This is a genomic window from Achromobacter sp. ACM03 (assembly GCF_014851665.1).
Lineage (GTDB): Bacteria > Pseudomonadota > Gammaproteobacteria > Burkholderiales > Burkholderiaceae_B > Achromobacter > Achromobacter aegrifaciens.
In genome coordinates this window covers 174,784-198,678 of sequence record NZ_JACVAD010000011.1, presented here as the reverse complement: position 1 = coordinate 198,678, position 23,895 = coordinate 174,784, and the positions used below count along the sequence as shown (strand labels likewise).

The window sequence follows — 23,895 nt, the reverse complement described above, 5'->3', positions numbered from 1 at the left end:
GGAACGGCCAGCGAGCCGGCGCGGAGCCGGGCCGCACGCGGCGGCGCGGCTCGACATCGGCCCCGGAGGTGTTCCAGGGCAGCGCCATGCCGGCCACCCGGGCGCACCAGGCGCGGGCGCGGTTCGTGCCGCGGCGCAGCGGGTTCAGCGTAACGACGAGTTCATCCGACAAGACGGAAATATCAGCGGTGTTCATGGGAACTCCTAGGAAAGACGGTCCAGCGCCAGGCGTAGCCCCCCGGCAGGCATCCGCGGCGGCAGCCGGCGGTCAATCGAACAATGACAACTGGCCTGCGGCCATGGCTTGCAACTGGCGCGCTGCGCGCCCGTGCGCGCCGCCGGCTGCGGGCGATACGGCGGGAAAAGGGACCCCTGAAGACGCTTGCGCGCCAACCGGGGATAGGAAATCGGCAGCCTTCGCCGCAGTTGCGGCAGGAGGCAGGAAACGGTCGCAGTCCAGCGCCAGGCGATGGCGGTTCAGGCCCAGCTTGCGCGTGGCGATGGTGAACCGCTGACGCAGCAGATCGGCCCAGACGCCGGTTCCGCGCATGCGCGACCCGAAGTTGGGATCATTGCGGCGGCCATTGCGCAGGTCTTCGATGCGATGCAGGACGCGCTGGGCGCGGTCCGGGAAATGGGCGTTGAGCCAATCCTCGAACAGGGTCTTGACCTCCCAGGGCAGGCGCAGGACGGTGTAGCTGGCATAGTGCGCGCCGGCCGCCTTGGACTCCTGGAGGATGTGCTCCATGGATTCGTCGTTGATGAACGGGATGATGGGCGCGACCAGCACGCCGACCGGCACGCCGGCGTCGGTCAGGCTGCGCACGGCTTCCAGCCTACGCCACGGCGCGGCGGCGCGCGGTTCCAGCGTGCGGGCCATGCTGGCGTCCAGCGTGGTGATGCTCATGTACACCACCACCAGCTTCTGCTCGGCCAGCGCGGCCAGCAGGTCCAGGTCGCGGGCGACCAGCGCGTTCTTGGTGACGATGGTGAGCGGATGGCGGGTTTCCAGCATCAGTTCCAGCAGGCCGCGCGTCAGCCGCCATTCGCGTTCGATGGGCTGGTAGGCGTCGGTGGCGGAACCGATGTTGATGGGAGACGGCTTGTAGCCGGGCCGCGCGAGTTCGGCGCGCAGGGCCTCTACCGCGTTGGCCTTGGCCACCAGCCGGGTTTCGAAGTCCAGCCCGGGCGACAGGCCCAGGTAGGAATGTGTGGGCCGGGCGTAACAATAGACGCAGCCATGCTCGCAGCCCCGGTACGGATTCACTGCCACGTCGAAGGGGATATCGGGCGAATCGTTGCGCGACAGCATCTTGCGCGCTTCTTCAGCAGTGACCGTGGTCTTGGGAGCGGCGGGCGCTATGCGCGCATCCGGCAGGATGGGAATGACGCGGGCGGCTTGCTCACCGGCGGCAGCTTCGGGGAAATTATCGGGGACGGAATCTATGAAGTCGGCGGGCAGGCCGGAGGAGGACCAGCCGTCGTCGACCTGCACGCGGTCATCGCGCTGAAAGCGATGCCGAACATTAGTAACCGCACCCCGACCGCGCAAGGCGGCGGGGGCGGCAGCCGGGGACCCAGAACCGGCGGGAAAAGAATGATCGGTGCGTGCCATGAAAACTACTGTACAAAAACACAGTGGTTTTGACAAGCACCAAAAGCCTTTTCGTAAGACAGCCCCACTTTACCGCAAGACGCCGGCGCCGTCCGGACAAATCGATTTCACCAGGCGAGATCGCCCGGAAGCCCGCGCCAATACTGGATCTAGCAGAAAAACAACAGGTCCCGCAGGGGCTGGAAACCCGTTGTTTTCCGGCCTCTTGCGGATTAGCGCAACATGCCTGCCGCAGCAGTCTGATGCGTGGCCTCGTCGATCAGGATGAATGCGCCCGTCGCGGGCACATCGGCATAACAATCAACCGCCAACGACTCGCGCGTGGTGAGCGTGACGCGTCCGATGTCGTTCATGCGCAGCGTGCCCTCGGTGTTCTCCACTTCCTGCAATTCGTGGATGTCACGATGCGACAGCACCGCGCGGATCTTCGCCGAGGTCAGGCGCGTACCCGACTTCAACAGATACTTGCGCGCGGGATTCAAGGCCTGCGCATCGAGCCAGCACAGCTCGGCTTCGAATTCGCGCGCGACCTGCGCCGGCGCCGACGCATGCACGATCACGTCGCCGCGCGACACGTCCACGTCGCGATCCAGCACCAGCGTGATCGAGTCGCCCGCCACCGCCTCATCCAGCGCGCGGTCGAAGGCGCGCACTTCGCTCACAACTGCCGTCACGCCCGAGGGTTGCACCGTGATCTCGTCGCCCGGCCGCAGCACGCCGCTGGCGACGCGGCCGGCATAGCCGCGGAAGTCATCCTTGCGACTGCCGTCATGGCGCGCCACCCATTGCACCGGAAAGCGCAGCGGCAAGGCGCGGCCGTCGCTTGCCAGGTCCAGCGATTCCAGCAAGGCCAGCAAAGGCTGCCCGTCGTACCACGGCGTCTGCGGCGACAAGGTGACGACGTTGTCGCCATTGAGCGCCGACAGCGGCAAGGCGTCGAAGTGCTCGATGCCCAGCTTGCCTGCCAGATCCGCATAAGCATCGCGGATGCGCTCGAAGACGGCGCGGTCCCAGTCCACCAGGTCCATCTTGTTGACCGCCACCACGATATGGCGGATGCCCAAGAGGCGCGCGATGGTGCTGTGCCGCTTGGTCTGCGGCAGCAGCACGCCGTCGGCCGCGCGGGTGGCGTCGATCAGGATGACGGCCACGTCGGCGGTCGACGCGCCCGTGACCATGTTGCGCGTGTACTGCTCGTGGCCCGGCGCGTCGGCGATGATGAACTTGCGCGCGGGCGTCGAGAAGTAACGGTAGGCGACGTCTATGGTGATGCCCTGTTCGCGTTCGGCCTCCAGGCCGTCGGTCAGCAGCGAAAAGTCGATGCCGTCGCCCGCCACGCGCTTGTGCTTGGCGCGCGAGATCGCGTCCAGCTGGTCGGCGAACACGCCCTTGCTGTCATACAGCAGGCGGCCGATCAGCGTCGATTTGCCGTCATCCACCGAGCCGGCGGTGATCAGGCGCAGCACGCCCGTATCGGCGCCGGAAAGAAAAGAATCGTTGAGTGCGTTCATGTGCGTTCCTGGTCGCCGGCTGATGCCGGCGTGTCAAGCGATCAGAAATAGCCTTCCTTCTTGCGGCGCTCCATCGAGGCCTCGGAAGTCTGGTCGTCCATGCGCGTGGCGCCGCGCTCGGTAATGTCGGTCACCGCTGTTTCGGCGATGATGGCCCGGGTGTCGGCGGCATCGGACGCCACCGGGCAGGTGCAGGAGATATCGCCCACGGTACGAAAGCGCACCTGCAGGCGTTCGACCTGTTCGCTATCCTGCGGCGGGGTCAGCCGCGTGACCGGCACCAGCAGGCCCTTGCGGCGCACGACCTCGCGCTGGTGGCTGTAGTAGATCGACGGCAGCGCCAGCTGCTCGCGCTGGATGTACTGCCAGACGTCCAGCTCGGTCCAGTTCGAGATCGGGAACACGCGCATGTTCTCGCCGCGATGCACGCGGGTATTGAACAGGTTCCAGAGTTCCGGACGCTGCGCCTTCGGATCCCATTGGCCGAACTCGTCGCGGAACGAGAAGATGCGTTCCTTGGCGCGGGCCTTTTCCTCGTCGCGGCGCGCTCCGCCGATGCAGGCGTCAAAGCCGAATTCCTCGATCGCCTCCAGCAGCGTCACGGCCTGGGCGGCATTGCGCGAATCGGTCTCACGGCGCAGCACCACGCTGCCGCGCGCGATCGAATCCTCGACGCTGCGCACGATCAGGGTCTCGCCCAGTTCTGCCGCGCGCGCATCGCGGAAGGCGATCACTTCGTCGAAGTTGTGGCCGGTGTCGATGTGCATCAGCGGGAACGGAAAGCGTCCCGGCCGGAATGCCTTCTCGGCCAGGCGCAGCAGCACCACGGAGTCCTTGCCGCCAGAGAACAGCAGCACGGGCTTCTCGCTTTCGGCGGCCACCTCGCGCAGGATGAATATTGCTTCCGATTCCAGCCAATCCAGGTGGCTGCGTTGGATCACTGCAGACATATGCACTTCCCCTAAAACAGATTTCGAATTCGTGGGCCGCATCAGTCGGCGCGCGCCGCGATGCCGATGACCCGGTTGCCCGCATGCAGGCCGCATTCCTTGGAGTCCGATGACTCCCACCACCAGCGCCCTGCCCTGAGGTCCTCGCCCGGACGGATGGCGCGGGTACAGGGTTCGCAACCAATGGACGGGTAGCCTTGGTCATGCAGCGGGTTGTACGGGATGCCCAGCGCGCGGATGGCGGACCAGACTTCCTCTTCGCTCCATTCGGCCAGCGGATTGAACTTGTAGAGGCCGAAGGTCTGGTCGTGTTCTTCCAGCGGCAGTTCGCCGCGGGTGGTGGATTGCGCGCACCGCTGCCCGGTGATCCAGGCGCCGCGTCCGGCCAGCGCGCGCTTGAGCGGCTCGACCTTGCGGATCTGGCAACAGGCCTTGCGCAGCTCCACGCTTTCATAGAACGCATAGGCGCCGTGTTCGGCGACGTGCTGCTCGACCGCGGCCGCTATCGGCCGGTACACGGAGACCTCGCGGCCGTAGCGTTCGCGCACGGCGTCCAGTACGCCCAGCGTTTCGGCGTGCAGCCGGCCCGTGTCCAGCGTAAAGACTCCCAGGTCCAGGCCGGCGCTGTAGATGGCGTGCGTCAGCAGCATGTCCTCGGCCGCCAGCGAGGACGCCAGCGCGGCGTCCGGGTAGCGCTGCTGCACGTCGGCCAGGCGTGCGCCCAGCTCGCGCCAGCGCGCGGCCAGGCCCGCCTCGAGTTCAGGCAAAAGATCGGTAGTGCTCATGATTGCGTCGCGAAAATGCGCGCCCGCCGCGGACGCGCCAACAGAATTTCGCCATCGCGCAGGCCCAACTCCCGGTACAGGGACTCGGGCACCTCGGCTTCGATGATGGCGTCGGAATCCTCGCTCGCCAGCTCCAGATAGGCGCTGGGACCGGCAAGGAAGGCGTGTGCCAGGCGCACCGGAATGCCGTCAGCGCCGGCACGGTAGCGCTCGACTTCGAACTCGTGCGGCCGTACGTAGGCCGTGGCGCGCTGCGCTTCGGCCTGCGCCAGCTCTGGCGCGGGCAAGGACAGGCCGGCGCCGTTCCAGACGCCCCGCGTGGCAAAGCCCTGCAACTGGTTGACGTCGCCCAGGAAGCCGTAGACGAAGGGCGTGGCCGGTGCTTCCCAGACCTCGCGCGGCGTGCCGACTTGCTCGATGCGGCCCGAGTTCATCAGCACCACCCGGTCCGACACTTCCAGCGCTTCTTCCTGGTCATGGGTGACGAACACGCTGGCCACATTCAGCTCGTCATGCAGGCGGCGCAGCCAGCGCCGCAATTCCTTGCGCACCTTGGCGTCCAGCGCGCCGAAGGGCTCGTCCAGCAGCAGCACCCGCGGCTCCACCGCCAGCGCGCGCGCCAGCGCGATACGCTGACGCTGGCCGCCGGAGAGCTGCGCGGGATAGCGGTCGGCCAGCCAGTCCAGCTGCACCAGGCCCAGCAGGTCATGCACCTTGCGCTGGATCACGTCCTCCGAAGGACGCTGCGAGCGGTGCTTGACGCGCAGGCCGAAGGCCACGTTCTCGAACACCGTCATGTGCTTGAACAGCGCGTAGTGCTGGAACACGAAACCGACCTGGCGCTGGCGCACGTCCACCGCGGTAGCGTCTTCGCCCGCGAACAGCACGCTGCCGGAATCAGCCGACTCCAGCCCCGCGATGATGCGCAGCAGCGTGGTCTTGCCGCAGCCCGACGGGCCCAGCAGCGCGACCAGCTCTCCCGTCTCGATATGCAGCGAGACGTCGTTGAGCGCGCGGAACTGGCCGAAGCGCTTGGATAGATTGCGGACTTCGATACTCATGCTTGTCTCCTGTCAGGCCAGGGCCGGCTTGATGGCGGCCGGCTGGCCGGGATACTCGACCGGCAGGTCGGCGGCCTGCTGAAAGCGCGCGTTGCGCCACTCGACGACGTTCTTGGCCACCAGCGTCACCAGCGCCAGCAGGGCCAGCAACGACGCCACGGCGAACGCCGCGGAATACTGGTACTCGTTGTAGAGAATCTCGACGTGCAGGGTCATGGTGTTGGTCAGGCCGCGGATCTGCCCGGACACCACCGACACCGCGCCAAACTCGCCCATGGCCCGCGCGTTGCACAGGATGGCGCCGTACAGCAGGCCCCACTTGATGTTGGGCAGCGTGACGCGCCAGAAGATCTGCCAGCCGTTGGCGCCCAGGGTCAGCGCAGCCTGCTCTTCCTCGCTGCCCTGCGCCTGCATCAGGGGGATAAGCTCGCGCGCCACGAACGGAAAGGTCACGAAGAGCGAGGCCAGCACGATGCCCGGCACCGCGTAGACGATCTTGATGTCATGTTCCTGCAGCCAGCCGCCGAACCAGCCCTGGGTGCCGAACAGCAGCACGAACACCAGGCCGGCCACCACCGGCGACACCGAGAACGGCAGGTCGATCAGGGTGATCAGGAACTGCTTGCCGCGGAACTGGAACTTGGTGATCGCCCAGGCCGCGGCCACGCCGAACACCAGGTTTACCGGCAGCGCGATGGCCGCCACCAGCAGCGTCAGTCGGATGGCGGACAGCGCGTCCGGCTCGACGATGGCGTCCAGGTACAGCTGCCAGCCCTTCTTGAAGGCTTCGGCGAATACCGCTGCCAGCGGCACCAGCAGGAACAGCGCCAGGAATCCCAGCGCGATGAAGAGCAGCACGCCGCGCACCCAGCGCGGCTCGGTCAGATGGGCGGGACGGTCCGCGGCGCTCATGCGAGCCTCCCGAGGTTGCGGCGGGCCTGCCAGCCCTGCAGCAGATTGATGACGAGCAACAGCGCGAAGGAAAGCACCAGCATCACCGTGGCAATGGCGGCAGCGCCCGCGTAGTCGAATTCCTCGAGCTTGGCGATGATCAGTAGCGGCGTGATCTCGGACACCATCGGCATGTTGCCGGCAATGAACACCACCGAGCCGTACTCGCCCACCGCGCGTGCAAACGCCAGCGCGAAGCCCGTCATCAAGGCGGGCATGATGATGGGCAGCAGCACCCGGCGTATGGTCTGCCAGCGGTTGGCGCCCAGGCTGGCCGCGGCCTCCTCGATTTCGCGCTCCACGTCTTCCAGCACCGGCTGCACCGTGCGCACCACGAACGGCACGCCGATGAAGATCAACGCGATCACGATGCCCAGGGGCGTAAATGCCACCTTCCAGCCGAACCAGTCGGCCAGCGGTCCGCCCAGCCAGCCCTTCTGCGAATACAGCGAGGTCAGCGCGATGCCCGCCACCGCCGTGGGCAGCGCGAACGGCAGATCCACCAGCGCATCCAGAATCTTCTTGCCCGGAAAGCGGTAGCGCACCAGCACCCAGGCCACCACCGTGCCGAACACCAGGTTCACCAGCGCCGCGATCAACGACGCGCCGAAGGTCAGCTTGTACGAGGCCAGCACCCGCGGCGCGGTCACCGCGTCCCAGAAGCCTTGCCAGCCCAGGCCCGCGCTCTTGATCGGCAAGGCCGCCAGCGGAATGAGCACGAGGATGCTGAGGTACAGCACCGCGTAGCCCATCGAGATGCCGAATCCGGGCAGCACGCCCGGGCTGTTGCGCCGAAAGGCAAAAGGCGCTTGCGCGCCGCTTGCCACCGGGTTCGAGGCTGTCGTCATGGCCGTCGTCCGATCGTCAGATGCTTATTTCTTTTGCGGCAGGTAGATCTGGTCGAAGGTGCCGCCGTCGCTGAAGTGGTCCTTCTGCGCCTTGCGCCAGCCGCCGAAGATCTTGTCGTCGATGGTCACGAGCTTGACCTTGGGAAACTTGCTTTCGTACTTGGCGGCCACGGTCTTATCGATGGGCCGGTAGTAGTTCTTGGCAATGATTTCCTGCGCGGCGGGCGTGTAGAGGAATTCCAGATAGGCCTGCGCCGCGGCGCGGGTACCCTTCTTGTCCACGACCTTGTCAACCACGGCCACCGGCGGCTCGGCCAGGATGGACAGCGACGGCACCACGATGTCGAACTTGTCCGGACCCAGCTCTTCCAGCGCCAGGAAAGCCTCGTTTTCCCAGGCCAGCAGCACATCGCCCACGCCGCGCTCCACGAAGGTGGTGGTGGCGCCGCGCGCGCCAGTGTCCAGCACCGGCACGTGCTTGAGCAGGTCGCCCACGAAGGCGCGGGCCTTGTCCTCGCTGCCGCCGTTCTTCTCCAGCGCATAGGCCCAGGCGGCCAGGTAGTTCCAGCGCGCCCCGCCCGAGGTCTTGGGATTGGGCGTGATGACCTGCACGCCATCCTTGACCAGGTCGTCCCAGTCCTTGATCTGCTTGGGGTTGCCCTTGCGCACCAGGAACACGATGGTGGAGGTGTAGGGCGAGCTGTTCTGCGGCAGGCGGGCCTGCCAATCGGCAGGCAGCAGCCCACGGTCGGCAACCGCGTCGATGTCATAGGCCAGCGCCAGCGTCACCACGTCGGCTTCCAGGCCGTCGATGACGGAGCGCGCCTGGCGGCCCGAACCGCCGTGCGATTGGCGGATGGTCAGGTCGACGTTGGCCTTGTCCTTGTACTGCTTGATGAACGCATCATCGATGGCGCGATACAGCTCGCGGGTCGGGTCATATGAGACATTCAGGAGCGTCTGCTTCTGCTGTGCCTGCGCCGGCGCAATCGCGGCAAACGACATCGTCACTGCGGCCAAGGCGGCCAACCAACCGGCTTTCCTGAAAGACATCCCATGCTCCCTGTGTTCGGCAATGTGGGAGCAAGTGTGCTGGCTGGGCGTTCTGAACGGAACGAATCATTATTTGGTTGCTCATCGCTCGCAGGCATATAGGACCGGTGTCCCAGCAATGGGAATTTGCCCTGGCCCCATGCGCGCCCCAATGAAAAGCCGCCGCCTCCCCAAGGGGCAGGCGGCGGTTGCTAACGGGGACCCGCCCCTTCGATTTCCGAATTTACTTATTCGGCTGAGGCGTAATGCGCAGATAGGGACGCACGGCCTTGTAGCCCTTCGGGAATTTCTGCTTGATCACGGCCTCGTCCTGCAAGGACGGAACAATGATCACATCGTCGCCGTCTTCCCAGTTCACCGGCGTGGCCACGCTGTGGCTGTCGGTCAGCTGCAGGGAGTCGATGACGCGCAGGATCTCGTTGAAGTTGCGGCCGGTGCTGGCCGGATACGTGATGGTCAGGCGCACCTTCTTGTTGGGGTCGATGATGAACACCGAGCGTACGGTCAGCGTGGCGTTGGCGTTCGGATGGATCATGTCGTAAAGCTCGGACACTTTGCGGTCCTTGTCGGCCAGGATCGGGAAGTTGACCTTGGTGGACTGCGTGTCGTTGATGTCCTCGATCCACTTGGTGTGCGAATCGGTGCCGTCCACGGACAGCGCCAGCACCTTCACGTTACGCTTGGCGAATTCGTCGGCCAGCTTGGCGGTGTAGCCCAGTTCAGTGGTGCAGACGGGCGTGAAATCGGCCGGGTGCGAGAAAAGAACACCCCAGCTGTTGCCCAGATACTCATGGAAGCGGATCGGCCCTGCCGAAGATTCCTGTTCGAAATCAGGGGCGGTGTCGCCCAGGCGTAGATGACTCATGGTGTCTCCAGTGTGCGGATGCAGGTTGGGGGCTGGCCGCCCGTCGCGGCGGGCAGCGCAGGAAAAGCGTTTCATGGCGCAGGTCAGCGTCTGTGAAACGATTCTTCCATCAAACCTGTAGCCGGGGAAATACGCAAGTCATATAACCTTATGCAATATTCAAGCTGGCGCCGCAGGCGTCCGCCACCACCCCGGCCCGCACTGCGGCGGACAGGGCCAGCGCGCGCGGCAGGATGTGGGCGCCGTAGAACAATCCGGTCGCCAACTTGGCCCCGTAGAACGGATCGGTGGATCCTGCCGCCAGATGCCGGCGGCAGGCCAGCACGGCCCGCGCCATCTGCCAGCCGCCGTGCACCACACCGGCCAGCATCAGATAGGGCACGCTGCTGGAATAGACCGCCCTGATATTGGTCGGCGACTGCTCCAGGATGAATGCCACGCCGGCCTCGTAGGCCTGGATGGCGCTGTCCAGGTTGTCGCGCAGCAGGCGCAGTCCTTCGCGATCGTCCGCCGACGCGCGCATCGCCTCGTTCTCGACTGCGCGCAGCGTCTCGCGCATCGCCGCGATCGCGGCATGGGCGGTGGCGCCGCCGTCGCGCTGCGTCTTGCGGCTGACCAGGTCATTGGCCTGGATCGCGGTCGTGCCTTCGTAGATGGGCAGGATGCGCGCGTCGCGGTAATACTGCGCGGCCCCGGTTTCCTCGATATAGCCCATGCCGCCGTGCACCTGCAGGCCCAGCGATGCGACCTCGACCGCGGTCTCGGTGGAGAATCCTTTGACGATGGGCACCATGTACTCATAGAAGGCCCGGTTGCGCGAGCGCTGCTCCGGATCCGGATGATGCGTGCCCTTGTCGTGCGCGGCCGCCGTCACGTAGGACACGGCGCGCGCCGCCTCGGTCAGCGCCTTCATGGTCATCAGCATGCGCTGCACGTCCGGATGGCGCACGATGGCCACGGGGCCGGCCGACCCTTCGACCGCGCGGCCCTGCACGCGCTCGCGCGCATAGGCCAGGGCATGCTGATAGGCGCGTTCGGACACGCCTATGCCCTGCTGCCCCACCGAATAGCGGGCGGCATTCATCATGATGAACATGTATTCCAGGCCGCGGTTCTGCTCGCCGACCAGATAGCCGATGGCGCCTTCGCCCACGTCGCCCTTGCCCGAACCGTACATGAGCACTGCGGTGGGACTGCCGTGGATGCCCAGCTTGTGCTCCAGCGACGCGCACCAGACGTCGTTGCGCTTGCCCAGGCTGCCGTCGGCCTGCACCAGGAACTTGGGCACGATGAAAAGCGAGATCCCCTTCACGCCGGCCGGCGCGTCCGGCGTGCGCGCCAGCACCAGATGGATGATGTTCTCGGCCAGATCGTGGTCGCCATAGGTGATGAAGATCTTCTGGCCCGTCAGCCGGTAGCTGCCGTCGTCCTGCTTCACCGCACGAGTCGCGACCTGCGCCAGGTCCGAGCCGGCCTGCGGTTCGGTCAGGTTCATCGTGCCGGTCCACTTGCCGCCGATCAGCTGCGGCACGTACTGCTTGCGTTGCGCGTCCGATCCGACCGTCAACAAGGCTTCGATCACGCCGTCCGTCAGCATGGGACACAGGGAAAACGCCAGGCTGGCCGCCTGGATGTTCTCGCCCGGCGCCGCCGCGACCAGCTTGGGCAGGCCCTGCCCGCCCCACTCCACCGGATGCTGCAAGCCCTGCCAGCCGCCCGCGGCGTAATCCTTGAAGCCCTGCGCGTAGCCCGGCGTGGTCGTGACCTGGCCATCCTTCCAGACCGGCGGCTGCGTATCGCCCGGCACGTTCAAAGGCGCCACGGCCTGCTCGACGAAGCGGCCGTTTTCTTCCAGGATGGCGTCCACCAGATCCGGCGTGACTTCTTCGAAGCCGGGCAGTTTCAGGACGTCATCGAGTCCTGCCAGCTCCTTCAAAGCGAAGCGGAAGTCCTGCAGCGGGGTTACGTAGGGCATGGGGTCTCCATCAATTGGCCGTTTCCTGACTCTCTTTGGCCAATCTTAAACCCTTGCTTCCTTCCTTGCGGGCATACTCCCCGAACGCGGCCAAGGACGCGGACGGCGTCACTTCCTCGTATCCGGCCGCCATGCCCTGCTGCACATCGGCCAGCGCCAGCACATCGTTGCTGGCCTTGAACAGCGTGTCCAGCACCTGCGGCGGCGTGCCCTTGGGAGCAAAGATTCCCCACCAGTTGGACACGTCATAGCCGGGCACGGTCTGCGCGATGGTCGGATAGGGCAACAGGCGCGAGGGCTGGCCAGACGTGACCGCCAGGGCCACCACCTTGCCCGTATCGATCACCGACTTGGCCGAAGGCGCCGTGGCGAACGAGATATCGGTGTCGCCCGCCGCCACGGACTGCGCCGCCGCGGCGCCCCCCTTGAAGGGAATGTGCATCAGCTTCACGTTGGCAAGCGTCATGAACTCGACCGCGGCCAGATGCGTGATGACGCCGTTGCCGGACGAGGCGACATTGATGGACCCCGGCTTGCTCCTGGCCCGGTCTATCAGGTCCTGCACGCTTTTCAGCCCCAGCTTTGCGTTCGCGATCAGGACCATGGGGCCGGTCGTGAGCTGGGCCACGGGCACGAAGTTGTCCGGCGTGTAATCCACCTTGTACAAGGCGCTGTCGCTGCCCATGACGCTGGAATTCCCCAGGTACAGCGTGTAGCCGTCGGCGGCGGCGCGCGCGGCCAGGCTGGCGCCGATCGTGGAACCGGCGCCAGGGCGGTTTTCCACGACCACCGGCTGCTTCAATTGCCTGGCCAGCGCATTCGCATAGACCCGCCCCACTTGATCCGCCCCGCCGCCGGGCGGGAACCCGATCACCAAGGTCAGGGGTTTGGAGGGATAAGGATCGGCGGCATGCGCGGCACCGGACATCGCGGACAAGGCGATGGCGGCAAGCAAGGCGCCATGGACGGCAATAGCAGGTTTCATCAGGGTCTCCTTTGATGGAATCGGAGCCGCTTGTGGCGCGGCTCTCTGGTCATGCGCCGGCCGCGTCAGCGGCCGGTGAAATCCGGCGCGCGCTTCTCCTTCCACGCCCGCGCGCCCTCGGCCAGGTCGCGGGACTGCTCGGAACGCAGCACCGCCTGCTCGATTGCGGCCAGATCGAGCTCGCCCCGCGCGATGCGGTTCAGGTGCGCTTTCACGCCGAACAGCGGAATCGGAGCCATTGCCGCAATCTGCGCGCTCAAGGCGTCCAGCCGGGCCGATAGCATTTCTTGCGGCACCAGCTCCGTCAGGAATCCGATGCGCAGCATTTCGTCGGCCTGGATTTTTTCCGCCGTCAGGAACAGGCGCTTGGCCTGGTCCAGGCCCAGGCGCGTCACATAGCGCGACATGCCGCCCGCGTAGAAGTGCAGGCCCAGGCGCGTGGCCGGCATGAACATGTCGGACTGCGGCGTGCCGATGCGGAAATCGCAAGCCAGGCACAGGTCCGTGCCGCCGCCATAGGCCCCGCCCTGCACCGCCGCGATGGTCACTGGCCGCGCCGCCTCGATCAGGTCCATGGTCTGGCCAAAATAAAGAGAGCTGGGCGCGCTGTCGGACGCCAGGGACGAAATGTCATACCCGCTGCAAAAATACTTGCCGTCGGATTGAAAGCGCAGCACCCGCACGGCGTCGTCCGCGTTGACCCTGTCCAGATGCTCTCTGAGGACCGCCAGGTCCTGCGGCCCGAGCCGGTTGGCATGGCCGGGCCTGCGCAGCCGGATGGTCGCCACGTGGCCGTCGACGGCAAGGCTGGGCGTATCGGCGGAACCCGTCATGTGCACGTCTCCGCCTGATGCGCCACGCCCTCGGCCAGCAGCCGGTCGATCTCGGCATCTGCCATCCCGTAACGGGCGAATACCTCGCGCGTGTGCTGGCCGAACACGGGCGGAGCGCGGCGGCTCGGCGCCTGCGCGCCGCTCAGGCCCAGGGGCAGGTCCACCTGCCGCAATTCGCCCAACACCGGATGCGTCAACGAGCGGACCAGCCCGCAAGCCTGCACCTGCGCGTCGGCGAACACGTCCTCCAGGGTATTGATGGGCCCTGCGGGAATGCCGCCCTCGATCATCAGCGCGGTCCATTCCATGCGCGTCTTGCGCTTGAGCCCCGCCTCCAGCTCCTGCTTCAACGCATAGCGGTGCTGCATGCGCTCGGCGTTCGTCAGGAACCGCTCGTCGGACACCAGATGGGAGAGTCCGAGAATGCCGCAAAGCCTGACCCACATCGCCTGGGTCGCGGGCGCCAGGTTGAGCGGCCCATCCGCGGTCTCGAAGGTGCCGTAGGGCGCGATGACCGGATGCACGTTGCCGCAGGGTTCCGGGATCTCCCCCTTGCTGAGGTAGCGCTGGCCCTGCACGCTGAGCAACGCCATGAGGCCCGCCAGCAGCGAGGTTTCCACATGCTGCCCGCGACCAGTCGAGGCGCGCTGCGCGACCGCGGACAGTATTCCTATCGTCAGCCACATGCCCGCGCTCAAGTCGCCGACGGCTACGCCCACCCGCATCGGCCCCGATTCCGGCGTGCCGGTCAGGCTCATGAAGCCCGAATAGCCCTGCGCGACCTGATCGAATCCGGCCCAGTCCCGTGCCGGCCCCTTGCTGCCAAAGCCGGAAATCGACGCCATGATCAGGCCCGGATGCTCTTGCGCCAACGCCTCGTATCCCAGGCCCATCGCCTCCATCGTTCCGACCTTGAAGTTCTCGACCACGATGTCGGAAGCCAGGGCCATCTTGCGCAGCAGCGCGATCCCTTCCGGCTTGCGGAAGTCCACGCCTATGCCTTGCTTGCTGCGATTGGCACTAAGATAATAAACACTTATGTCATCATCGAAGGGGCCCCACTGCCGCGCCATCTCGCCGGCGGGCATGGGTTCCACCTTGACGACCTCGGCGCCCAGGTCTCCCAGAATCATTGTGCAGAAAGGCCCGGAAAGGGCCCGAGTCAGATCCAGCACTTTCAGCCCTGCCAATGGCAGACTCATGTTCGTCCTCCCGTGATGCGAAGCCCATTCTAGGCAGCGCTTCACAGGTCCCGAAAATACTGTTTTCCGATCCATTCATAAGATTTTCTTATTCTATGAATCTGCGTCAGCTCAAGTACTTCGTCCGGGTGGTTGAAATGCGCAACATGACCCGGGCCGCCGAAAGTCTGCATGTGGCGCAACCCGCGCTGAGTCAGCAGATGGCGCTTCTGGAGGAAAGCCTGGGCGTCGCACTGCTGGTGCGCGGGGTCAAAGGCGCCCAGCCCACCGCGGAAGGCCTGTTGCTGTACCGGCACGCGCAAACCATCCTGCGTCAGGTCGACAGCACTCGCAGCCTGCTGTCCAAGACCGGGGACCAGGTCACCGGCACGGTGTCGATAGGACTGGCCTCCAGCACCGCGCGCATGCTGGCGTTGCCGCTGATGCGCCGGGCCAAGGCGGAGCTGCCTTCGGTGGTGTTGGAAATCGTCGATGTGCCCAGCGCGGACCTGACCAAGCTGGTGCTGCAGGGACGCATCGATTTTTCCTTGTCGCCGGACCAGCAACCCATGCAGGGACTGCTGCGCACGCCGCTGCTGCGCGAGAGCCTGTTCCTGCTGGCTCACGCCAGCGTCGCGCTGCCGCGCCGCACGCTGGCCATCGCGGACTTCGCCGCCTTGCCCCTGGTTCTGCCCAGCCTGCCCAACACGCTGCGCGCACGCCTGGACCATGCCTTCCTGACCGCCGGCCTGACCTGCAATCTGTTTGCCGAAGCCAGCACCTCGGCCATCCTCGTCCCCGCGGTGCGCAGCGGCATGGCCGCCACGATCCTGCCCTGCTCGGCCGCGCAGCCCGAAATCGCGGAAGGGTCGATCGTGGCGCATGCCCTGGACGACACGCTGTCGCGCGAACTGGTGCTATGCGCCAGCGAGAGCCTGCCCCCCACGCCGGCGGTGAGCCAGATCATGGCCTTGTGCAAGGACGAAATAAAACGCCTGATCGACGATCAGGCGTGGCAGGGATGCGCGCTGCTGAAGCAGAGCCCGCGCTAACCCAGATGGTGCGCCAGCGACACGATGATCGGCCCCAGCACTGGCAGCAGCACGTTGGCGATGGCGTAGGTCACCGTGTAGCCCAGTAGCGGCACGGAACTGCCGCTGGAGGTCAGGATGGCGCTGATGGCCGGCGTGCTGACATGCTGGCCAGCGATGGCGCCGACCAGCAAGGGACCTTCGATCTTCAGGATCTTGTGTCCCACCCACAGCGACAGGCAGGCAGGCCCCAGCGACACCAGCAGGCCGATGAGCGGCAATACCGCGCCGTGCTCGCGGATCAGCGCGATGGCTTCCGGCCCCGCCGACAAGCCCACGCAGGCCACGAACACAGCCAGGCCCAGATCCTTCAGCAACTGCACGGCATGGTCCGGCATGTGGCCTATCGAGGGCCGTTTGGCGTTAATCCAGCCACAGACCAGACCGCTGACCAGCGCGCCCCCGCCACTGCCCAGCGACACGGGGATGCCCCACATCCGCGCGCTCAGGCTGCCGATCAACAAGCCGGCCAGGATGCCGAACGCCAGGAACACCAGGTCGGTCACGCCGCTGCGCCGCAGCTCGTTGCCCAGCGCCGCGCCGGCCTGGGAGAGTTCGGGCTCGGCGCCGACCAGCGTAACCAGGTCGCCGTACTGCACCACGGTGGCTGGCGTGATCGGCAAGGCATGGCCCGAGCGCACGATGGACTGCAGAAACACGCCACGTGCGCGTTGGGCGTTGGGCCGCTTCGCCAGTTCGCCGACGGTATGGCCATTGACGGCCTTCTTGTTGACGATGACGGCCAGCTCGCTCAGCTGCAAGTCGTCGGCATGCGCCTCCGGCAGCTGGATTTCGGGTCCGATGACGGAACCCGCGCGCAGCGCGAAGCGCCGCAAGCCCAGCACCACCACGATGTCGCCCGTGGCCAGCATGTCGCCGGGCGTGGCATCCACCGCCTCGCCATTGCGCAGGATGCGGCTGATGACGGTGCGTCCGCCCAGCGCGGCTTCCACTTCAGCCACGCTTTTGCCATCCGCGTCCTTGACCACGTGCGAGCGTCCCACCAGCCGCGGCAAGGTGGGCATGTTCGCGTCCTCGCCCTCTCCGGCCGCCACGCCGAGCTTTTCCTCCAATGCCTTGGAAGCCTCGCGCAGATTCATGCGCAACAGGGCTGGCGCTACCTGGCTGGTGAAGAACACGATGCTGATCAGGCCAACCAGATAGGTCAGCGTGTAGGCCGTGGCGATGTTGGCTTCCATGCGCTGGACCTCGGCATCCGCCAGGCCCAGATGCTTGAGCGCCTCTGCCGCCGTGCCTACCACGGCCGATTCGGTGGCCGCGCCGGCCGCGAGGCCCGCCGCCGTCCCAGCGTCCAGGCCGAACAGCGGCACCGCGGCCAGCACGATGGTCAGCACCAGCAATGCTTCGATGATAGGCAGCGCGATGTAGCGCAAGCTGGAGCGGTTCAGGTTGGCAAAGAACTGCGGCCCGCCCGAGTACCCCATCGCGAATATGAACAGGGCGAAGGCGACTTCCTTGAGGTCGCCGCGCATCTGACAACCCGTCTGGCCGATCAGCAGGGCGACGATGAGTGTTCCGCACACGCCGCCTAGCTGGATCGGTCCGACTTTCAGCTTGCCGATCAGGTATCCCAAGCCCACCGTCACAAACAGCACTGCGATGGGAACGCTATTGAAAAACCCGACCGTACAAGTCATGTCGTCATGTCGCCCTGGAGGTTGCTGCCCGGCCCGCCTACTTGCGCGCCACGGCCTTCTTGGCGGACTTCGCCGCCGTGTCGGCCTTCTTCACTGCCTTCTTGACCGCTTTCTTGGCTGCCGCGGTCTTGCCCGCCTTGCGCTTGGCCGCGGGCGCCTTCGTGGTCTGGCCCTTGCCGGCCGTCGGGCCCGAACGCACCAGTTCGCCGGCCTTCCACGCCTCGACGTACTCGGTGGCGGCTTCGACCATATGCTTGCCGATCTTGGCGTAGTCGCCGTCGTCCAGGTTCGCCAGCGACACGCGGATCGACCATGGCGGACCGCCGAAGCCGCCGCCGTCCATCAGCACCACGCCGGATTTCTCGGCCAGGCGGAACAGGAAGTCGACCGGCTCGTAGTTGGCCATCATGTACTTGCAGAACGCATCGCCGTACGTGATCTTGGCCCAGACCATGAAATCCAGCTCGACGTAGTACCAGGCGCGCATCGGATCTTCGGGCGGCATGGGTATGCCCAGGCCGCGCCACAAGGCATCGCGGCGCGCGCGCACGATCTTCATCGTCAGGTGCTTGTAGGAGTCCTTCAGGTCCATCAGGTGCGACAGCGCGAAGAATCCCATCTGCACCTGCTGCGGCAAGGACAGGCCCGCGGTGTGGTTCAGCGCGACGTTGCGGCTGTCGGCCACCAGCCGGTCGATGAACTTGAGCTTTTCGGGCTCCATCGTCATGGCGCCATAGCGCTTGTTCAGGCGCTGTTTCCAGGATGCAGGCAATTCGGCGATGCGGCGGTCCATGGTGTTCTTTTCATGGGTCGCAATCACGCCCAGGCGCCATCCCGTGCAGCCGAAGTTCTTCGAGAACGAGTACACGCAGATGGTGTTGTGCGGCACTTCCGCCATCAGCGAGCGGAAGTTCGGCACGAAGGTGCCATAGACATCGTCCGTCACCAGCACCAGGTCCGGATTCTTGCGGATCAGGCGCACGATCTGCTTCATCTCGACCGGGCTGAACGCCACCGACGGCGGGTTGCTGGGGTTGACCGTGACCGCCAGCTTGATCTTGGGATTCTCCAGCTTGGCGATTTCGGACGCCGGATAGTGCCAGTCGTGCGTGCCGTCGGCCCGCAGGCTGCTGGCGTTGATCGGCACGATCTTGAACTGGAAGCGCTCCAGATGCGAGATCTCGATATAGGGCGTGAAGGTCGGCAGGAACAGCGCGATGGTATCGCCCTGCTTGAGCAGGCCGTTCTGCATCAGCGAATCGAAGATGTAGCACATGGCCGCCGTGCCGCCTTCGACCGGGAACAGGTCGAACTTGCCCTTGGGCGGACGGCCGTCGCACATTTCCTTGATCAGGTAATCGTGCACGATCTGTTCAAGATGGACCAGCGCGCGCGGCGGCACGGGATAGTTGTCGCCGATGATGCTGTCCGTCAGTTCATGGACCCACGCGTCGGGGTCGAAGCCCTTGACCTTGACGCCGTACTCCAGCACGCCGACCAGGAAATCGTAGCCGTCCATGCCTTTGTGCTTGGCCAGGAACTTGCGCATCCGGTCGGCGCAGCCCTTCTTGGCCGGCATGCCCGCCAGGATGGACTCGTCGCGCACGCGGCGCGCTTCCTTCATCGCGAACTGGCCCATCAGGAAGAAGGCGTCGCGCGGTTCGGTGGCGATCCAGTTAGGGTTGCCGCGGCCCGCGTTCAGCATGGTGATCGCGGCGGTGTGCTGGTTGTCCTTGGCCAGCGTGATCAGGTAGTCCTTGAGTTCAAACGGAGAAAGCTGCTCCAGGTCGCGTTGGCGCGAACGGGTGGTTTTCAAGGCCGAAGCCAGGCTGACGGTAAGAGGCGCGGTGGAAGCCATTGTTCAGTACTCCTGGTTTGCATGGTGACAGGCGCTGAGCGTCGCCGGCCGCGCCGGCGCGCTTGCAAAACGCCCCGCAAGCGCGGGGCTGGCGGGGCGTTCTGCTAGGACATGAGCATGACGATGACAATCCCCCAGATGATGAGCAGGGTATTGCCGATGGCGTAAGGAACCGTGTAGCCCAGGGCAGGCACCTGGCTCTTCGCCGTTTCAGTTATCTGGCCGATGGCCGCGGTGGTGGTCCGGGCTCCGGCGCAGACTCCCAACGCAATGGCGGGATGGAACTTGAATACATACCGCGCAATGTACACGCCCACGATCATCGGAACGCTGGTGGCGATGATGCCCGCGATGAAGAGCTTGGCGCCCAATTGCTGGAAGCCCAGCACGAATCCCGGCCCTGACGATATACCCACGACCGCGACGAACGTCGTCAGCCCCACCGATGTCAGGAACCAGTGCACCGGTTCCGGCACACGGCCGAAGGTCGGATGCACCGAACGCAGATAGCCGAAGATCAGGCCGGAAATCAGCGCGCCGCCGGAGGTCGACAAGGTGACGGGAACGCCGCCCACGGTCAGCACCAGAGAGCCGAACAGGCCGCCCAGCAGAATGCCGAAGCCGACGAAGACCATGTCGGTCTGGCTGGTGGCGCGATCCACATAGCCCAGCCGGCCGACCACGCGCTCAACGTCGCGCTTGGCGCCCAGCACGAACAGGCGGTCGCCGCGGTCAAGCTTCAAGCCCCAGTTGATCGGCATGTCGTGGCCGCCGCGCACGACTTTGCGCAGGAACACGCCGCGTCCCAGTTCGCGGCCCGCTTCGCTGTCGGCGATTTCCTTGATGGTCTTGCCGGCTATGTTCTTGTTGGTCAAGACGACTTCGACGACCTCGGCGGGCATGTTGATCAGGTCGCGGTCCTCGACTTCGGTGCCGATGATGCCGGCGGCCTGCGTAACCAACGCATCATGCCTGCCGGTCACGCCCAGCACGTCGCCTTGCTGCAGCACCGTCTTGGCATCGCTGTCGATGATCTGGTCGCCGCGCCGGATGCGCTCCACGAACACCCGGGCCTCGACGAAGCGGGACTCCAGCTCTCCCACCGTCTTGCCGGCGAATTCCTCGCGGTCCAGCTTGTAGGCGCGCGCGATGAACTTGCGGTAGCCCGACAACTCCATCGAGTCGGCGCCCCCCGACATCTTGGCTTCGTATTCCTGGCATTCTTTGACGATGTCCACGCGCATCAGCTTCGGGCCCAGGGATGCCAGGATCCAGGCGCTTCCAACCGTGCCGAAGATGTAGCAGACCGCGTACGCGACGGGAATGCTGTCAATCCATTTCTTTTTGGTTGCTGCGTCTATGCCCAAGCCGTTGATGGTGTCCGTCGCCACGCCCATGACCGCGGAAATGGTTTGGGCCCCTGACAGCAGGCCTGCGCCGGTGCCGGCATCGAAGCCGAAGCCTACGGCTGTCGCCCATGTCACCAACAGGCAGATCACGCAAATAATGACGGCAAAGATGACCTGCGGAAGGCCGTCGCTTTTCATCCCTCGGAAGAACTGCGGTCCGACGCCGTAACCCAGACCGAAGAGGAAGAGCAGGAAGAAGACCTGCTTGAGGACGGGAGCGATCGTGATATTGAGCTGTCCCACCAGCACGCCGACCAACAGCGTGCCAGTCACGGCTCCCAGATTGAATCCGAAGAGTTTCTTGGCGCCTATCCAGTACCCGAGACCGAGGGTAAGGAATATCGCAAGTTCCGGATATTTTCGCAGAGTGTCAAAGAACCATTCCATCCCGAATCTCCTTCGTTCTGTACAGGCCAAGCACTTGCGCGAATCTAGCTGCGCGCGGAACACATTATCAGAATCTTTCGAGAAATCAAAAGATTTGGAATACTGAAATCACAAGATGTGTAGTCCTCGCGTCAAAATAATAAAAAAGCCCGCCAGCGCGAAGCTGGCGGGCCTTCGATACGGCTGCGCGTTGTGGCTTACAGCGCGCCGGTCAGTTCGGGCACGACCTGGAACAGATCGCCCACCAGGCCATAATCGGCCACGCCGAAGATCGGCGCTTCCGGATCCTTGTTGATGGCCACGATGACCTTCGAATCCTTCATGCCGGCCAGATGCTGAATGGCGCCCGAGATACCAACCGCGACGTACAGTTGCGGGGCAACGATCTTGCCGGTCTGACCGACTTGCCAGTCGTTAGGCGCGTAGCCGGCGTCGACCGCGGCACGCGAGGCGCCGAGCGCTGCGCCCAGCTTGTCGGCGAGCGGATCCAGGATCTTGAAGTTTTCGGCGCTGCCCAGACCACGGCCGCCGGAGACGACGACGCGCGCGCCAGCCAGTTCCGGACGATCGCTCTTGGCGACTTCACGGCCCACGAAGGTGGACAGGCCCGAATCGGCCACGGCGGCGACTTCTTCCACCGCACCCGAACCGCCCTGCGCGGCCACGGCGTCAAAGCCGGTGGTGCGCACGGTGATGACCTTGACGGCATCGGCCGACTGCACCGTGGCAATGGCGTTGCCGGCGTAGATCGGGCGTTGGAAGGTGTCGGCCGATTCCACGCCGATGATGTCGGAGATCTGCGCCACGTCCAGCTTGGCAGCCACGCGGGGAGCCACGTTCTTGCCCGAGGCGGTCGCGGGGAACAGGATGTGGCTGTAGCCCGAGGCCACGGCCAGCACCTGGGCGGCGACGTTCTCGGCCAGGCCGTCGGCCAGTTGCGGCGCGTCGGCCAGCAGGACCTTGGCCACGCCGGCGGCGGCGGCGGCCTGGTCGGCCACTGCGCGCGCATTGGCGCCGGCGACCAGCACGTGCACGTCGCCTCCGATTTTGGCGGCGGCGGCGACGGCGTTCAGGGTTGCGCCCTTGAGCTGGGCGTTATCGTGTTCGGCAATAACCAGCGTCGTCATGTTCAGACCACCTTCGCTTCGTTCTTGAGTTTGTCCACCAGGGCCGCGACATCGGCCACCTTGATGCCGGCCTTGCGGGCGGGCGGCTCGCTGACTTTCAGCGTCTTCAGGCGCGGCGCGGCGTCCACACCCAGCTCTTCAGGCGTGACGGTGTCCAGCTGCTTCTTCTTGGCCTTCATGATGTTGGGCAGCGTGACGTAGCGCGGCTCGTTCAGGCGCAGGTCGGTGGTGACGATGGCGGGCAGCTTCAACGTCAGCGTTTCCAGGCCGCCGTCGACTTCGCGCGTGACCGTGACCTTGCCATCGGCCAGCTCGACCTTGCTGGCGAACGTGGCTTGCGGCCAGTCCAGCAGCGCGGCCAGCATCTGGCCGGTCTGGTTTGCATCGTCGTCGATGGCTTGCTTGCCCAGGATCACCAGTTGCGGCTGTTCCTTGTCGACCAGCGCCTTCAACAGCTTGGCCACGGCCAGCGGCTGGAGTTCGGCATCGGTCTGGACCAGCACGCCGCGGTCGGCGCCGATGGCCATGGCCGTGCGCAGCGTTTCCTGGCATTGCGCAACGCCGCAAGAAACCGCCACGACCTCGGCGACAGCACCCTTCTCCTTCAGGCGGGTCGCTTCCTCGACGGCGATCTCGTCAAAGGGGTTCATGGACATCTTCACATTGGCGATATCCACGCCGGTTTGATCAGACTTGACGCGCACCTTGACGTTGTAGTCAACGACGCGTTTGACAGGTACCAAAACCTTCATCCCGCTGCCTCCAAATGGAAAATAATTACCCGGCATGCGCCGGGATCGCATTGCACAATTTTTTCTCGATTCTACAGCTTCGCCAGCGCTCGTATATGGGCGACCACGCTGCGGCCCAAGGCGGACAAGTTGTAACCGCCTTCCAGCGTGCTGACGATGCGCCCCTGACAGTGGCGCTCGGCCACCTCCACGAGCTGTTCTGTTATCCAGGCGTAATCCGCCTCGACCAGGCCCATCTGGCCCATGTCGTCCTCGCGATGCGCGTCGAAACCGGCCGATACCAGGATCAGTTCGGGCCGGTGCGCTTCCAGCGCCGGCAACCAGGTATCGGTGACGATGGTCCTGACCGCCGCCCCGCCGGTGTACGCGGCCACGGGCACGTTCAGCATGTTCGAAGCGGGACTCTCGGCGCCGCTATTGGGAAAGAACGGATGCTGGAAGAAGCTGCACATCAGCACCCGGTCGTTGCCGGCGAAGATGTCTTCGGTGCCGTTGCCGTGGTGCACGTCGAAATCGACGATGGCCACGCGCGAGAGGCCGTGGAAGTCCAGCGCATGCTGCGCCGCAATAGCGACGTTGTTCAGAAAGCAGAATCCCATGGCCTGGGAACGGCAGGCGTGATGCCCCGGGGGCCTCACCGCGCAGAAGGCCGTGCGGGCCTCTCCGCCCATCACCGCATCCACCGCGGCCACCCCTGCCCCGGCCGCGTACAGGGCGGCTTCGTAGGTATGGGGATTCATCAGCGTATCCGGATCGATAGGGAAATACCCTTGCTCCGGCGTATGTTCACGCAAACTGTTCAGATACTGGACAGTGTGCACCCGCAATATGTCATGGCGGGATGCCTGCGGCGCCTGGCGGTCGTCCAGGTAAGGCATCAAGCCGCTGGCAAGCAACTGGTCTGAAATGGCGTCCAGCCTCTGGGGGCTTTCGGGATGCCAACTGCCCATTTCATGCAGGCGGCATGCCGGGTGGGTAAGATACATGGTCTCCATAAGGA

Annotated in this window: 20 protein-coding genes and 1 pseudogene; 1 reads left to right on the top strand and 20 read right to left on the bottom strand. The window is 65.3% G+C overall.

Translation table 11 applies throughout. The features are described 5' to 3' along the window. The 14 genes and pseudogenes from IB257_RS30540 to IB257_RS30475 form a co-directional block, all read right to left on the bottom strand. A pseudogene (locus IB257_RS30540) lies at window positions 1–196 on the bottom strand (hypothetical protein); the annotation flags it as partial. A 72-nt stretch (window positions 197–268) separates the two neighbouring features. Further along, window positions 269–1,615 (bottom strand): PA0069 family radical SAM protein, encoded by a 1,347-nt coding sequence (locus IB257_RS30535; protein ID WP_192493295.1) that lies wholly within the window; start codon window positions 1,613–1,615, stop codon window positions 269–271. Window positions 1,616–1,827: 212 nt separating this feature from the next. Further along, window positions 1,828–3,126, bottom strand: coding sequence for a sulfate adenylyltransferase subunit 1 (locus IB257_RS30530; RefSeq protein ID WP_192493294.1), 1,299 nt, complete (start codon window positions 3,124–3,126; stop codon window positions 1,828–1,830). 41 nt (window positions 3,127–3,167) lie between these two features. After that, window positions 3,168–4,076, bottom strand: coding sequence for a sulfate adenylyltransferase subunit CysD (gene cysD, locus IB257_RS30525; RefSeq protein ID WP_192493293.1), 909 nt, complete (start codon window positions 4,074–4,076; stop codon window positions 3,168–3,170). Between the two features lie 41 nt (window positions 4,077–4,117). Then, on the bottom strand, window positions 4,118–4,861 hold the full coding sequence (locus IB257_RS30520; RefSeq protein ID WP_192493292.1) for a phosphoadenylyl-sulfate reductase: 744 nt from the start codon (window positions 4,859–4,861) through the stop codon (window positions 4,118–4,120). Then, on the bottom strand, window positions 4,858–5,922 hold the full coding sequence (locus tag IB257_RS30515) for a sulfate/molybdate ABC transporter ATP-binding protein (protein ID WP_054450941.1): 1,065 nt from the start codon (window positions 5,920–5,922) through the stop codon (window positions 4,858–4,860). The genes IB257_RS30520 and IB257_RS30515 overlap by 4 nt, the downstream gene beginning before the upstream one ends. Before the next feature lie 12 nt (window positions 5,923–5,934). Next, a complete protein-coding gene (gene cysW / locus IB257_RS30510) occupies window positions 5,935–6,834 on the bottom strand; it encodes a sulfate ABC transporter permease subunit CysW (protein ID WP_054450940.1) in 900 nt (299 codons plus the stop codon). Next, the gene (gene cysT / locus IB257_RS30505) at window positions 6,831–7,721 is read right to left on the bottom strand and encodes a sulfate ABC transporter permease subunit CysT (protein ID WP_054450938.1); all 891 of its coding nucleotides are present in this window, start codon (window positions 7,719–7,721) and stop codon (window positions 6,831–6,833) included. Before cysT ends, cysW begins: the two co-directional genes overlap by 4 nt. 24 nt (window positions 7,722–7,745) lie before the next feature. Then, window positions 7,746–8,726 carry a sulfate ABC transporter substrate-binding protein gene (locus tag IB257_RS30500; RefSeq protein ID WP_225589316.1) on the bottom strand — a complete coding sequence of 327 codons (981 nt, stop codon included), beginning with the start codon at window positions 8,724–8,726 and terminating at the stop codon, window positions 7,746–7,748. Between the two features lie 271 nt (window positions 8,727–8,997). Beyond that, entirely contained in the window at window positions 8,998–9,639 is a 642-nt protein-coding gene (locus tag IB257_RS30495) for a peroxiredoxin (protein ID WP_042792543.1), read from the bottom strand. 148 nt (window positions 9,640–9,787) lie between these two features. Beyond that, window positions 9,788–11,614 (bottom strand): acyl-CoA dehydrogenase, encoded by a 1,827-nt coding sequence (locus IB257_RS30490; protein WP_192352640.1) that lies wholly within the window; start codon window positions 11,612–11,614, stop codon window positions 9,788–9,790. 10 nt (window positions 11,615–11,624) lie between these two features. After that, window positions 11,625–12,599 (bottom strand): tripartite tricarboxylate transporter substrate-binding protein, encoded by a 975-nt coding sequence (locus tag IB257_RS30485; RefSeq protein ID WP_054450932.1) that lies wholly within the window; start codon window positions 12,597–12,599, stop codon window positions 11,625–11,627. 65 nt (window positions 12,600–12,664) lie between these two features. Next, window positions 12,665–13,432, bottom strand: a complete 768-nt coding sequence (locus IB257_RS30480; protein WP_175213995.1) for an enoyl-CoA hydratase/isomerase family protein — start codon at window positions 13,430–13,432, stop codon at window positions 12,665–12,667. Further along, complete coding sequence (locus tag IB257_RS30475) at window positions 13,429–14,634, bottom strand: CaiB/BaiF CoA-transferase family protein (RefSeq protein WP_054450927.1); 1,206 nt, start codon at window positions 14,632–14,634, stop codon at window positions 13,429–13,431. The genes IB257_RS30480 and IB257_RS30475 overlap by 4 nt, the downstream gene beginning before the upstream one ends. 95 nt (window positions 14,635–14,729) lie before the next feature. On the opposite strand from IB257_RS30475, the gene IB257_RS30470 reads away from it, so the two are divergent. After that, window positions 14,730–15,665 (top strand): LysR substrate-binding domain-containing protein, encoded by a 936-nt coding sequence (locus tag IB257_RS30470; protein WP_054450925.1) that lies wholly within the window; start codon window positions 14,730–14,732, stop codon window positions 15,663–15,665. Here IB257_RS30470 and aspT (IB257_RS30465) read toward each other — a convergent pair. From aspT (IB257_RS30465) to IB257_RS30440, 6 genes are all read right to left on the bottom strand, one after another. Beyond that, window positions 15,662–17,362: an aspartate-alanine antiporter gene (gene aspT / locus IB257_RS30465; protein WP_192493291.1), complete on the bottom strand. Its 1,701-nt coding sequence runs from the start codon at window positions 17,360–17,362 to the stop codon at window positions 15,662–15,664. The two genes, IB257_RS30470 and aspT (IB257_RS30465), sit on opposite strands and share 4 nt — an antisense overlap. A gap of 37 nt (window positions 17,363–17,399) precedes the next feature. Further along, window positions 17,400–19,220 carry a bifunctional aspartate transaminase/aspartate 4-decarboxylase gene (locus IB257_RS30460; protein WP_119450897.1) on the bottom strand — a complete coding sequence of 607 codons (1,821 nt, stop codon included), beginning with the start codon at window positions 19,218–19,220 and terminating at the stop codon, window positions 17,400–17,402. Between the two features lie 104 nt (window positions 19,221–19,324). Continuing rightward, complete coding sequence (aspT, locus tag IB257_RS30455) at window positions 19,325–21,016, bottom strand: aspartate-alanine antiporter (protein WP_054450920.1); 1,692 nt, start codon at window positions 21,014–21,016, stop codon at window positions 19,325–19,327. A 197-nt stretch (window positions 21,017–21,213) separates the two neighbouring features. Further along, window positions 21,214–22,143, bottom strand: coding sequence for an electron transfer flavoprotein subunit alpha/FixB family protein (locus IB257_RS30450; protein ID WP_054450918.1), 930 nt, complete (start codon window positions 22,141–22,143; stop codon window positions 21,214–21,216). A 2-nt stretch (window positions 22,144–22,145) separates the two neighbouring features. Beyond that, on the bottom strand, window positions 22,146–22,895 hold the full coding sequence (locus tag IB257_RS30445) for an electron transfer flavoprotein subunit beta/FixA family protein (protein ID WP_013392406.1): 750 nt from the start codon (window positions 22,893–22,895) through the stop codon (window positions 22,146–22,148). A gap of 71 nt (window positions 22,896–22,966) precedes the next feature. Beyond that, on the bottom strand, window positions 22,967–23,890 hold the full coding sequence (locus tag IB257_RS30440) for a histone deacetylase family protein (RefSeq protein ID WP_082400679.1): 924 nt from the start codon (window positions 23,888–23,890) through the stop codon (window positions 22,967–22,969). Between the last annotated feature and the right edge of the window lie 5 nt (window positions 23,891–23,895).